The sequence below is a fragment of the Corynebacterium sp. CNJ-954 genome (assembly GCF_001942345.1).
Lineage (GTDB): Bacteria > Actinomycetota > Actinomycetes > Mycobacteriales > Mycobacteriaceae > Corynebacterium.
Genome location: NZ_MKKI01000045.1, coordinates 195,642 through 207,884, shown reverse-complemented (window position 1 = coordinate 207,884; position 12,243 = coordinate 195,642). Strand labels below are relative to the sequence as shown.

General features: G+C 67.0%; 13 protein-coding genes. 7 read left to right on the top strand and 6 right to left on the bottom strand.

Annotation, left to right across the window (positions count from 1 at the left end):
- The first annotated feature begins 209 nt into the window (after positions 1-209).
- Genes BJF89_RS17285 through BJF89_RS17270 form a run of 4 tightly spaced genes read left to right on the top strand, consistent with a single transcriptional unit; the run spans position 210 to position 3,502 of the window.
- Positions 210-386: a rubredoxin gene (locus BJF89_RS17285; protein ID WP_369803767.1), complete on the top strand. Its 177-nt coding sequence runs from the start codon at positions 210-212 to the stop codon at positions 384-386.
- A gap of 51 nt (positions 387-437) precedes the next feature.
- A complete protein-coding gene (locus tag BJF89_RS17280; protein ID WP_075816283.1) occupies positions 438-620 on the top strand; it encodes a rubredoxin in 183 nt (60 codons plus the stop codon).
- A gap of 45 nt (positions 621-665) precedes the next feature.
- Positions 666-1,940 (top strand): NAD(P)/FAD-dependent oxidoreductase, encoded by a 1,275-nt coding sequence (locus BJF89_RS17275; RefSeq protein ID WP_075816316.1) that lies wholly within the window; start codon positions 666-668, stop codon positions 1,938-1,940.
- A gap of 17 nt (positions 1,941-1,957) precedes the next feature.
- The gene (locus BJF89_RS17270) at positions 1,958-3,502 is read left to right on the top strand and encodes a carboxylesterase/lipase family protein (RefSeq protein ID WP_075816282.1); all 1,545 of its coding nucleotides are present in this window, start codon (positions 1,958-1,960) and stop codon (positions 3,500-3,502) included.
- An 80-nt stretch (positions 3,503-3,582) separates the two neighbouring features.
- Here BJF89_RS17270 and BJF89_RS17265 read toward each other — a convergent pair whose 3' ends face one another.
- The 3 genes from BJF89_RS17265 to BJF89_RS17255 all read right to left on the bottom strand — a co-directional run bounded on the left by BJF89_RS17265 (position 3,583) and on the right by BJF89_RS17255 (position 6,159).
- Positions 3,583-3,891 (bottom strand): MmcQ/YjbR family DNA-binding protein, encoded by a 309-nt coding sequence (locus BJF89_RS17265; RefSeq protein ID WP_075816281.1) that lies wholly within the window; start codon positions 3,889-3,891, stop codon positions 3,583-3,585.
- A 5-nt stretch (positions 3,892-3,896) separates the two neighbouring features.
- Positions 3,897-4,715: a MerR family transcriptional regulator gene (locus BJF89_RS17260; RefSeq protein WP_075816280.1), complete on the bottom strand. Its 819-nt coding sequence runs from the start codon at positions 4,713-4,715 to the stop codon at positions 3,897-3,899.
- 70 nt (positions 4,716-4,785) lie between these two features.
- Entirely contained in the window at positions 4,786-6,159 is a 1,374-nt protein-coding gene (locus BJF89_RS17255) for a dicarboxylate/amino acid:cation symporter (protein ID WP_075816279.1), read from the bottom strand.
- Between the two features lie 278 nt (positions 6,160-6,437).
- Here BJF89_RS17255 and BJF89_RS17250 point away from each other — a divergent pair, with 278 nt between their 5' ends.
- Positions 6,438-7,235 carry a CPBP family intramembrane glutamic endopeptidase gene (locus BJF89_RS17250; protein WP_083651055.1) on the top strand — a complete coding sequence of 266 codons (798 nt, stop codon included), beginning with the start codon at positions 6,438-6,440 and terminating at the stop codon, positions 7,233-7,235.
- Positions 7,236-7,276: 41 nt separating this feature from the next.
- Here the strand turns inward: BJF89_RS17250 and BJF89_RS17245 are convergent, their stop codons facing one another.
- The 3 genes from BJF89_RS17245 to dps form a co-directional block, all read right to left on the bottom strand.
- On the bottom strand, positions 7,277-8,272 hold the full coding sequence (locus tag BJF89_RS17245; protein ID WP_075816278.1) for a DUF1524 domain-containing protein: 996 nt from the start codon (positions 8,270-8,272) through the stop codon (positions 7,277-7,279).
- Between the two features lie 63 nt (positions 8,273-8,335).
- Positions 8,336-9,586 (bottom strand): glycosyltransferase 87 family protein, encoded by a 1,251-nt coding sequence (locus BJF89_RS17240; protein ID WP_083651053.1) that lies wholly within the window; start codon positions 9,584-9,586, stop codon positions 8,336-8,338.
- Positions 9,587-9,792: 206 nt separating this feature from the next.
- On the bottom strand, positions 9,793-10,296 hold the full coding sequence (gene dps, locus BJF89_RS17235) for a DNA starvation/stationary phase protection protein Dps (RefSeq protein ID WP_075816277.1): 504 nt from the start codon (positions 10,294-10,296) through the stop codon (positions 9,793-9,795).
- Positions 10,297-10,406: 110 nt separating this feature from the next.
- Here dps and BJF89_RS17230 point away from each other — a divergent pair, with 110 nt between their 5' ends.
- Together BJF89_RS17230 and BJF89_RS17225 are read left to right on the top strand one after the other, a co-directional pair.
- Positions 10,407-11,276, top strand: a complete 870-nt coding sequence (locus BJF89_RS17230) for a PaaI family thioesterase (protein ID WP_075816276.1) — start codon at positions 10,407-10,409, stop codon at positions 11,274-11,276.
- A complete protein-coding gene (locus tag BJF89_RS17225; protein WP_255372724.1) occupies positions 11,273-12,130 on the top strand; it encodes a PaaI family thioesterase in 858 nt (285 codons plus the stop codon). The genes BJF89_RS17230 and BJF89_RS17225 overlap by 4 nt, the downstream gene beginning before the upstream one ends.
- Positions 12,131-12,243 lie beyond the last annotated feature (113 nt).

The window sequence follows — 12,243 nt, the reverse complement described above, 5'->3', positions numbered from 1 at the left end:
TCCCGGGCATCGTGGGCATCTACCGCGGCCCCGGGGTCCCCTCGACCCACGTCATCCCGCGCCCGAAGAACCGCAAGCCCATCGACTACGCCGCCGGAGCAGGCGGAGCCGCCGGCCCCGCCCCCACGGCCTGACGGCCACTCCCGGCGCACACTCGTCGCCGATCCCGACTGCACCACTACGACGAACACTGAGAAGAGAAAGGACAGGTGACCACTGTGGCTGTGTACCAGTGCCCCCTGTGTGACTACCGAGTCGACACTGACAAAGGCGACGACGCTGAAGGATTCACCGCCGGTTTCGACTGGGACGCCGAAGTCCCCGAAGACTGGTTCTGCCCGGACTGCGGCGTCCGCGACAAGGTCGACTTCGAGAAAGTCAGCTAGATGACCGCAGCAACGGCGTCACCGTCAACCAGCTCAGGAGAGGAGCTCACCATGGACGACTACAAAGTCTACGAATGCCTGCAGTGCGGGTACATCTACGACGAAGCGGAAGGCGACCCGGCGGAGGGCTTCCCCCCGGGCACACTCTGGGACGACATCCCCGATGACTGGGAGTGCCCGGACTGCGGAGCGGCGAAGGCCGACTTCGAGATGGTCCAGATCAGCCGCAAGTAGATGCCGCGTCCGACCTCCACAGACAAGAACAGACAGGATCAGCACATGACTCAACCCGACCACCAGCGTATCGCCGTCATCGGCGGTGGTGTGGCCGCCCATTCGGCACTCAAGGCCTTCCTCGCTGCGGCCGGGGACACCGTCGGTCCCACCACCGTGGACCTCTTCACACGGGAATCCCACCGCCCGTACCGTCGCCCGTCCGTGAACAAGGACATCCTCATCGACGGCAAGGGCCCCGAAGACGTCTCCCTCCCGGGCGCCGTGTTCGACGGGTCCGAGAATGTGGATGTTGAGCTGCACCTGTCCAGTGAGGTCACCGCGGTGGACACCGCCGATCGCACCATCACGGTCAACGGTGAGCAGCACTCCTGGGACCAGTTGATCTTCGCGACCGGGGCGTCGCCGCGTCACCTCGACGCTCCATGGCTCGAGGGCCGCGACGTCCACTACATCCGCACCCCCGAGCACTCGACATCCCTGCGTGACTCGCTCACCGCGCTGAGCGCCGACGACAACGTCGTCATCATCGGTGCAGGCATCCTGGGACTCGAGGCCGCAGCAGGGGCGTCGGCGCTGACCGAGGCCACCATCACCGTGCTGGAGGCGCAGGACGACATCTGCCGTCGTATCCTGCCCGCCGCCGCGGCCGGGTGGTTGCGTGGCAAGCACACCGCCCACGGCATCGACATCCGGTGCGGCCTGTCTGATGAGGACATCAGCTCCGCCGTCGCCGAACTCGACCCGGCAGTCATGGTCGTCTCCGTCGGTCTCGACCGCGACATCTCGCTGGCCCGCTCCGCCGGGCTGGACGTCGGTCGCGGGATCGTCACCGACGAGTACGGCCGCACCTCCGTCCCCGGTGTCTGGGCCGCAGGCGACTGCGTCGAGATCCGGGCGGAGGACGGGACAGTCACCCTCCCCGAGGACGAAGGTTCCGCCCGCCTGCTGGGTGGCATCGTCGGGCTGACGATGGCCGGCCAGGAGACGGACCGCTTCCTGCTCAGCCCACCGAAAGGCTGGTCCCGCCAGTACGGGCTCATGCTGAACCTGGCCGGTGCGACCGGCCGACCGGTGCAGAGTGGCCAGCCCGGCCCCTCCAGCCACCCGTCCGACCATGAACTGGTGCTGACCAGCGATGAGGACGAGCTGGTTGTCTTCAGTCTCGAGTCCCGCTCCGGCGGTGAGTCCGTCGTCTCCGGTGTCACCACGGTGGGACGCAGCCCCGTCGTCCGGAAAGCCAAGAACGCACTGGGGATGACCTTGACCGAGGTCGAGTCGGAGTTCTTCACCGACGGGGCGCTCATCCCGTCTACCTGAGGGATAAGCTGGTCCCCATGCAACTGGGACCGCACACGCTCCGCACATCCGTCGCCGACCGGTGGACCGTGACCACGACCACCGGTGACCTCCGAGGCCACGCCGTCAACCACGGCGTGGCCTTTCGTGGTGTTCCCTACGCCGAACCCCCGGTCGGCCCACGACGCTTCCGCCGGGCCGTCCCGAAGAACCCCTGGGACGGCACCCTCGTCGCCGACCGTCCCGGCGAGTATTGCAGTCAATGGCGCGATGCACGTCACGGGTGGATCGGCTCCGAGGACTGTCTCTGGCTCAACGTGGTCGTCCCCCGCAGCGGAACCACGCCGCGCCCCGGCGGAGTCATCGACGAGCAGGCGAACCGGCCCGTCGTCGTGTACCTGCACGGGGGCTCCAACATCCACGGGTCCGCCCGGGAGCCCCTGCTCTCCGGCGAGTACTTCGCCGCCGCCACCGACGCCGTCTACGTCGCCGTGAACTACCGCGTCGGCGTCCTCGGCCAGCTCGCCCTGGGACACGCCGACGCCCTCGACGCCGACCGGTTCGACACCAATACCGGGCTCTCGGACATCATCGCGGCCGTCGAGTGGGTGCACGCCAATGCCCGCGCTTTCGGCGGGGACCCGTCCCGTATCACTGTCATGGGGGAGTCCAGCGGCGGTGCCATGGTGACCGCACTGAGCGCGTCACCACGTATGGACGGGCTGGTCGCGGGTTTCATCGCCCAGTCCCCGGCTGGCGCCATGGTCCACTCCCCCGACCAGGCCCGGCAACTCGGCAACACTGCGCTGGAGCTTCTCGCCGAACGCACCGACACGGATCCGCTGAGCGCCCCACACCAGGATCTTGCCTGGCTGACCGAGAAGCTCAACGCCGCCTCCTGGGGTGCAGCAGGGATCTCCGGCGCCTTCGCCCCGGTGATCGACGACCTGCTGCCGCGACACCCGCTCGAACCGGGGTCGCAACTGGACGTCCCCTTGCTCATCGGCACCAATCTCGACGAGTATGTGCTGATGCGCTGGAACCGCGTGTCCCGACGCACCCTGCAGGGGCAGACGCAGGGTTTCGCCTCCCTCATCGACAACGACCGCGCCCCGGACATCCTGTCGACGTTCTACTCCGACGGCCGACGCCGCGGGGACGCCGGACGTTTCATCGGCGATGCCCTGTTCACTGCACCGTCGATGCGGCTGGCCGACCAGCACCCGTCGGGCCGCGCGTGGATGTACCGGCTGGACCTGTCCACCCCGTCCCTGAATGTCTCCGGGATCGGCGCGACGCACGCCCTGGACCTGCCGATCCTCTTCGGACGCTACGACTCGGGACGCGGTCCCGGCGCGCTGGCGCTGGGCGGGCGGGACCGGATGGCGGCGACGACCACGGTGATGCAGCAGCGGTGGCGTGAGTTCATCCACCGTGGTGATCCGGGGTGGACTCCCTACCAGGACGGTTTCGCCACGCAGATCTTCGACGCCGGGGAGCAGACGGTCGTCGACCCGGTCCCGGAACTCCGTGAAGCCTGGTCGCGGGTACGGCTGACCGGTCCTGATCCGGCTGTGGCATAAGCCCGCGCCGCTGTGGGCCTGACAGGTACCGGCCCCGGCGCTCACCTCCCGGAGGGTTCCGCCCGGTTGTCAGCCACTCATCATCTGTGCGCCTGATACTCCCAGGCGTCGGTGAGCAGGTCCCGGACGAGTTCTGCGTCGGCGGCGGTGAGGTCGATCTCGATGCAGGCCAGCCGTTTACCCCAGTAGTACTCCCTGCAGATTTCGGGGTGCCGTGCGGCTGCGGTCCGGATGCCGGGTTCATCGAGCATCGCCCGGAGACGGTCCGGCCGGGGCAGGGTCGCGAAGATCCTGCCGTTCACGCGGAAGGACGGAAAACCGTGGTGGTCCTGTTCGATGGCGCCCGACAGTTCCAGTGCCAGTCCACGGACGGTACGTTCAGTCGTCATCGGTATCAGTCCAGGGGGCTGTGGAAGAACCACAGGTGCCCTTCAAGGTCACGTGCGCCGTATTCACGGACGCCGTAGGGCTGACTGACGGGCGCCTGGATGATCTCCGCCCCGTGCTCGACGGCGTGGGCATGATGGTCATCGGCGTTGTCAACGGCGAGCACGGTCATACTGCTCACCCCGCCCAGCTCGCGGGGCGAGCGGTATTCCTCACCTGTGGGGTGGAGCCAGATGGTGTGGTCACCCGCGAACAGCTCACCGTGCACAGCATTACCGTCGGCATCGTGTACCAGCGGGCCGGGAACCAGACCGAAGTTCTTACTCAGGTGGGCGTGTGCGGCCGCGAGGTCGCGGTAGACCAGCAGGGTCGTCGTACCCAGAACCGGGGACTCCAACATCGTCATCTCCTCCATGATCGTGAACAGTGTTTCAGGCCGGACCCGTCGGGTGCCCTCGAGTTCACTGCTGATCATCCGCAAATGTGCCGTCAGTCGTGAGATCGTGGCGGCCGTGCGCTCGGTGTCCTCGATATGTCGTGTGACCATGTCCCGGAGATCCCAATGCGGATCGTCGAGCAGCGAGCGGATCTCGGACAACCCGAAGCCGAGACGGCGCAGGGCCAGAATCCGGTACAGCCGTGCGACATTGTCCCGGTCGTACACCCGATGTCCGCCACTGGTCTGTCCCGAGGGCTGTAGAAGGTGGGTCTGATCGTAGTAGCGCAACGTGCGCACCGTGACCCCGGTCAGCGCGGCAAGCTGGCCTGTTCTCCACTTCTCCGTGCCGTCGCTGTCCGAGGCGGTGGGCTGTGACTGCGGGTCCATGTCTCCGACTCTAGAAGGTGACGCGGCGTCATCCTCAAGTCTTCACCGGGAGACAGGCGATGTTGGCGACTCAGACGCGGGCATGCGCCCGGTGGCTGTCCTCCCCGGCGGCACTTTCGAATCCGCCTTCCTGCGCGGCGTCCCAGATCTCCCGGTCCCAGATCCCGGCCCGCTTGGCGACGACCGTCGCCGCCAACGACTGGCCGGTGACGTTCACGGCGGTGCGCCCCATGTCGATGATCGGCTCGATGGCGAGCAGCAGTCCCACACCGGCGAGTGGCAGGCCCAGCGTCGACAGCGTCAAGGTGAGCATCACGGTGGCACCGGTGGTACCTGCCGTGGCAGCCGAACCGATCACGGACACGAAGATGATCAGCAGGTAGTCGGTGAAGCCGAGGTTGATGCCGTAGAACTGGGCGACGAACAGGGCGGCGATCGCCGGGTAGACCGCGGCGCACCCGTCCATCTTCGTCGTCGCACCCAACGGCACGGCGAAGGACGCGTACTCGGTGGGAACTCCCATGGAGCGTTCCGTGACGCGCTGGGTCACCGGCATCACACCCATCGAGGAGCGGGTGATGAACCCGAGTGACGTCACCGGCCACACCCGGCGGAAGAAGCCGACCACAGGCAGACCATTGAACGCGAGGACGGCCGGGTAGATGACCAGCATGACGATCGCCAGGCCGATGTAGATGGCGAGCACGAACTTGCCGAGGGAGCCCAGGGCGTCCCACCCGTAGTCGGAGACGGCGTGGCCGATCAGTGCGCCGGTGCCGATCGGGGCGAGGCGGATGATCCACCACAGGACCTTCTGCACCACGGTGAGCAGCGACTCCGTGACGGCCAGGAACGGCTCCGCGGACTTGCCGGCCTTCACCGCGGCCACACCCAGCACGATGGAGATGACCAGCAGCTGCAGCACGTTGAAGCTCAGTCCGATGTCGCCGTCCGAGTTGGCGGAGGCGGCGAGCCCCAGGATGTTGTCCGGGACGATGGACTCGAGGAACCCGAGCCACGAGCCGGAGCTGGACGGCTCGGCGGCGCTGGCGGCGTCCACCGAGGTGCCCTCGCCGGGCTTCATCACGAGCCCGACGCCGATGCCGACGAGCACGGAGAAGAACGCGGTGATCGCGAACCAGATCAGTGTGCTGGCGGCCAGCCGTGCGGCATTGGCGACCTTGCGCAGGTTCGCCACCGACGTGATCACCGCGGCGATGATCAACGGTGGGATCATCAGCTTCAGCAGTGTGACGTAGGTGGAACCGACCTCGTCGAGGAGTGTGCCGAGCCAGCTCTGGTCGTCCTCGGGGAGGTCTGCCCCCTGGGCGCGGGCGATGAACCCGAGGATCAGCCCGATGACGAGGCCGGCGATGACCTGCGCCCCGAACCCGGTGAGCCAGCCGGGGATACGGCTGGTCCGGTGTTCCTGTGTTGTCGACATACGCGTGTACCTGACTCTCTGGGCCCCTGCATGGTGAGCACCCTGGGTTCTGTACCGGCCTCGTCGGTGAACGGAGCCGGACAGACTTATCTGTCTATCTATTGTGTCCATACCTTAACGCCACGGGTCCCGACATCCATTCCCACCCCGTCACGTTGAACAGATCACAGCATTCCTGGAGGTTTGCTGGCAGTCGCGTCTGGAGTCCATGTTGATCGTGCCGTGTTCCGTCCGAGAACTCGCGATCGGGGCCGCCGCCCGTCTAACGTGGAGCAGCAATGAGCCTGACCACCACACGTTTCACCCCGTCTTCCTTCCTGCGCCGGCGTCGCACCGCCACCACCGCCACCGCTGCTGCTGCGGTCTCGCCCGGGCGCATCCGCACACGCGACGTCCTCAATGTCATCGCGGTCATCACTGCCCTGGCGGTGATCAACGTCACCGCGCACTTCTCGCAACTGGCCGCCGTTGCCACGACCGTGCCCGTCGGCGTCGCAATCCTCCTGGTCATCGCGCGTGCGAACGGTATGACCTGGCGTGATCTCGGACTGGGGCGTCACACGCACGGGCGTGGCCTCCTCTACGGCCTCGGCGCGGCCGCCCTGGTCGTCGTGGGGGTCGGCATTGCGGTCGCTCTGCCTTTCACCAGGGAGTTCTTCTTCAACGAGTCCTACGCGAGCCTGCGCACCGCCCTCATCGCCGCCCTGGTCATCATCCCCCTGCAGACCGTCTTACCGGAGGAGCTGGCGTTCCGCGGTGTGCTGCACGGCACCCTGGCGCGTATGGGTGGGACGAAGCTGGTGTTCATCGGCAGTTCCCTGCTCTTCGGCCTGTGGCACATCGCCAGTTCGCTGAATCTGACGGCGAGCAACGCCGGGCTCACCGCATTCCTGGGGTCCGGGACGGCGGCCCAGTGGACGGGCGTGGGCGCCGCGGTGGTCGCTACCGCCGCCGCGGGTGCCGGTCTGACCTGGCTGCGTCACCACACCGGCAGTGTGATCGCACCGATCGGACTGCACTGGGCTCTCAATGCCGTCGGCGCGCTCGCCGCAGCGGCCGCCTGGCAGCTGCTGTAAAAACTCTCCTGCTCTCGCCCCCCTGACGAGAGTCGGAGCCCTCACTCGCAGGCGACACCGTCACTGTCGCCGTCCATCTGCGCCCGGTACCCGGGCTCGCCTCGCAGCAGCGGTGCCGTACCAGCCGCGCGGGCCGCGGTGCAGTTCTCGTAGTAGACGTCCCCACCCTGCTCCGCGGCGGGGACAACCGGCTCAGGTTCTGGTTCGGGAGCCGGTTCAGGCTCAACCACCGGCGCCGGCACCTCATCGACTGGGGCGATCCCGTCGGCCCCGCACTTCTCCAGCTCACGGGCGATGGCGTCCCGCTCAGCCGCCGTCACCCACAACTCATACTTCGCCTTGACCTGCACCTGGGTGGACACGTAGCTGCAGCGGAACGGCCGGTTCGCCGGCAACCACGTGGCGGCGTCCCCGTCGCCTTTCTGCATGTTCGCCGGACCGTCGACGGCGAGGAGGTTGAGGTGGTCGTTGGCGAACTCCTCTCGTCGCTCGGCGCTGAGCTGCTGGGCGCCCTTCTGCCAGGCGTCAGACATTGCGACGACATGGTCGATGTGCACGTCTGTGCTGGTGTCCTGCCCTCGAACGAAGTTGATCGTCGTGGCGGTGTAGGGGTCCTCCAGGGTCCCGGTGAGGACCTTGCACGGCCCCTCACGGTGCACGTCGGACATGTCCCTAGCCAGCACGTCGTTGCGCTGGTCGCACCCGTTGCGGTCGGTGTCCTTCCACCGCTGACCGAATTCATCACGGCTGTAGCCGGTCTTCGGCGCCCGCCCCTTGACCTCCAGCGTCGCCAGGGTAGTGACCGCGTCCTGCACCGCCGGATCTGTGTGCCCGGACGCGACCTGCGGGTCCCTGTCCTCCCCGTCCTCGCCGTCCTCACCGGTGGCCACAGCTTCCTGTCCGGTCGGCTGCGGGGCCGCCGTCGCGTCGCTGGACGCCCCCGTGTTCCCGGTTCCACCGCTGCCCCCGCAGGACGACAGGACAAGCGCAGCTGCGGTGGCGAGTACGACGGCGACCGGTCGCCCGATGAACCTCATGTGACCCCTGAGTCTGGTGTGGTTGTTACGACTCACATACTAAGGGGCGGAACGACAGCGGTGTTATTCGGCCACCGGAGTGCTCCGTCGCGCGACCACGAGCAGCAGGACGAAGCAGATGATGCCGGCGATCCCCTGTACGTTCTCCAACAGCCAGTTACCCTCGAACATCCGGTAGAGCGGTTCCCTCGTACCCACGCTGTTGTCGAGCAACAGGTTCGCTGCAAGTAGTACCGAAACGGCCACCAGTGTCAGCCGGTCCCTCGACTGTCCCTCGACCCCCAGCACCAGCGACACCAGCAGACCGACCGCGACGATAATGCCGGTCCAGTGGTGTGTGACCGCCACCGGGGCAGAGATGCTGACCGCCAGGATGAGCAGCAACAGCGTGGTGACAGGGCGCCCGGCCCGCACCAGCCGCCACGCGGCCCAGCCAGACAGCACGGCGATGACCAGCAGTCCCGGAATCATCACGGTCTGCGCCAGTTCGCCGTCCATGCCCGCCTTGGCCAGCAGCCCGGTGATCGCCTGGTTGGCGTTGAATTCCGGCGGGCCACCGCGGTCGCCGTTGAAGAACTCTTCGGTCCAGTAGAACAGGGATTCCGTCGGTCGCATCACCCAGCCGAGAACGACGGTGAGCAGGAACGTCCCCGCCGACCGTGCCAGGTCACCCCATCGCCGCGAGACCAGGAACACCAGCGCATAAGCCGCTGGGGTGATCTTGATGCCGGCCGCTAGTCCCACACCGGCTCCGCGCAGCCACCGTGGCGTGTACCCCAGCAGGTCAGCGGTGACCATCAACACGAGGAAGACGTTGATCTGGCCGTACATCAGGTGAGTCTGCAGCGGTTCCAGGCAGAGGGCGAAACCCAGCATGGGCACCGCCACCAGTGGCGCCCACCGCAGCCGCAGCCGATCGGCCACCATCGCCAATACACCCCAGGCCGCCAACAGGGAGGCCATCGTCCAGAGGGACTCCATCAGGCCTTCGTCGAACCAGGTCAGCGGGACGAACAGCGCGGCCGCCAACGGCGGGTAGATGAAAGCGAAACCGCTGCGTGAGTCAAAGTCGTCGCCGTAGAGCCCGCCACCTTCGACAATGGCCCGTCCTGCGTCACGGAAGACACCGACATCCAGGAGGAAATTCTCCCGGAAGTGTCCGACCACCCCCACCACCTGCCAGACCAGCAACACCATCCCCAGCAGCGCCACGGCACCGGCGATGATCTGCCCCCTCCGGGTCCGCGGCCTACGCCGCGGCAGATCCGCAGAGTCTCTGGAGGCGTCAGAACGCGACGGTGCGGCAATGGTCATGGGTGGGATCAACTCCGTAAGGTGCCGGGCCAGAGGTTGGCACAGTGAGTGGCGAAGGGGTCAGGGCAGGGAACGGGAGGCCAGCGTAGGGTCACCCGCTGAGCGGACCTCCCCGAAACGCCGGGAAGCCGCTGACAACCCTACAGGGCTGACAGCGGCTTACTGGTGGCCAACCAGAGACTGGCCGGGAGAACGGACGGGCGCGACTATGCGCCACCGGAGATGTTGCCGTTACCGTCCTCGAGGTGGGCGCGGATGAACCACTGGAACTTCTCCATTTCGCGGACCTGGCCCACGATGAGATCCTCGGTGACCGGATCAAGCTGGTCGACGGCGGAATCCGCCTCACGGGTGTCCACGATGACCTTGTCGTAGACTTCGTTCAGAGCGGCGAGATGCTGCTGGACGGTGCCCTTGTTGATCGGGTACTGCAGCGGGTCGCGACCCGGTGCGTGGGAGTCCGGAGTACCGACCGGCTCGCCACCGAGGGCGGCGATACGCTCGGCGACGTCGTCGGCGTCCCCGCGGACGCGCTCGACCTCCGGATCGAGCATTTCATGGACACCGATGAACGTCGGTCCGACAACGTTCCAGTGTGCGTGCTTGAGGATCAGGTGCAGGTCGTTGTAGGCGGTGAGCCTCTCCTGCAGAATGTCGATGACCTGCTTGGCGTCGCCTTCAGGAAGGCCCGGGACAGTGAAGTTACTCATGGTGTGAATCGCTCCTTTCACTGTCTCAGAGTACGCTGCCCGCGCGGAGCCTGCCATGTTCACATAATTGTTCTCGTGGGCAGGAGACAGAATGTAGTGTTACAGATATTATGACTTCGCGAACAAACCCCTCCCGTACCCGCCAGCTGGCCCGCAAGGCCCAGCGGCAGGTCATGAAGCGTGTGTTCTCGGGCCCGCAGGCCTTCGAGCGTTCCCTCGACGTCTGGCCGCCACTGGCCGGTGCCGGGGTGAAGATCCGCAACATCGCCGACGACTGGTCCCGGGGAGACGTGATCCTGCGCCTCGGCCCGCTGAACCGCAACATGCACGGAGCCGCTTTCGGAGGCACCCTGTTCGCCATGACCGACATCCTGTTCGGCACCCTGGTGATGAAGCGTCTCGGCAAGGACTACGAGGCATGGACCAGGACGGGGAGCTTCCAGTACCTGAATCCGGGCCGCAACGGCGCGAAGCTGGTCGTGGATGTCGATGACGTGCTGATCACCGACATCGTCGACAAGGTCGACGCCCACGGCTACTACAACGTGGCCTTCACCTCGGTGATCCGTAACCCCGACGGCACCGTCGTGGGGATCGGACAGCAGGACCTGCACGTCCGCCCCCGTAAGGGGCGGGAGGCCAGTCGCCCAACCTCGAAGGACGGCTCCACCACCGCCCGTGGCGTCGGGGAGTCCGCGCCACCGCTGGAGCCACGCGGCATCACCCTGGCCTCCCTGGTCACCGCCGTGGCCTGGCGTGCCTGGGGCAGCGCCGACGACGCCTCGGACCGCGGTGGTCAGCTCAACTCCGTCCTCAGCCACGCACGGCGCATCCCCCAGCCCGAGGACCAGGCCCGCTACGTCGCCGCCGAGGCCCTCGACACCGGTGCGCTGACCCGGGAACAGATCCTGGAACTGCACATCCCCGAACGGCTCCTGCCGTCGGAGGATCCGGCGGACACCCGGGAAGGCCAGTCGTGACCGTGCAGCACACCCGACCCGGCCGGGGACGTCGTCGACCGCTGCCGGTCCGGATCTACCGGTCGGTGGAAAGCTACATCACCCGATACGTCTTCTCGACGCCACGCGGCCTGCAGCAGGTCACCCGCTTCTGGCCACCACTGGCAGGCTCCGGGGTGAAGTTCCGCAACATCGCCGAGGACTGGTCCCACGGAGAGGTCGTCCTGCGGCTCAGCCCGATGAACCGCACCCCCAACAACGCCGCGTTCGGCGGCACGCTGTTCGCCATGACCGACATCCTGTTCGGCACCCTGGTGATGCGACGTCTGGGCTCGGACTACGAGGCATGGACCCGCACGGGCACCTTCCAGTTCCTCAACCCGGGCCAGGACGGCGCCACCCTGATGGTCGACGTGGACGACGACATGGTCGCCCGTATCCGCCAACGTGTCGCCGCTGACGGATACGACAACGTCAGCTACACCTCTGTGATCAGCAACCCGGACGGCACCGTCGTGGGGATTGGACAGCAGGACCTGCACGTCCGCCCGCGGAAGGGACGTGAAGCCAGCCGTGCTTTCTCCCCCGACGGTTCCACGACACCGCGGTCCGAGTCCGAGGCGGCCCCGCCGTACGAGCCCGCCGGCATCACCCTGGTCTCCCTGACCACCGCGGTGGCGTGGCGGGCCTGGGGCGGCCCTGACCACCCCACCGCCGCGGGGCGGTTGAACTCCGTGCTCAGCCATGCCCGCAGGATCCCCCTGCCGGAGGACCGCGCCCGGTACGTGAGCGCTGAAGTACTGGCGGACGGGGCACTGACCCGCGACGAGATCATCGGTATGCGGATCCCGGAGCATCTGCTCCCCGACGCATAGCCGTATAGCTGTACCTCGTCGTAGCACCGCGTCTGCAGCACCGCAGGAAAGGCACCGCAGGAAAGGCACCGTCCTGTGCACGGGTTCCATGCTGACCCCGGGCACAGGATGGT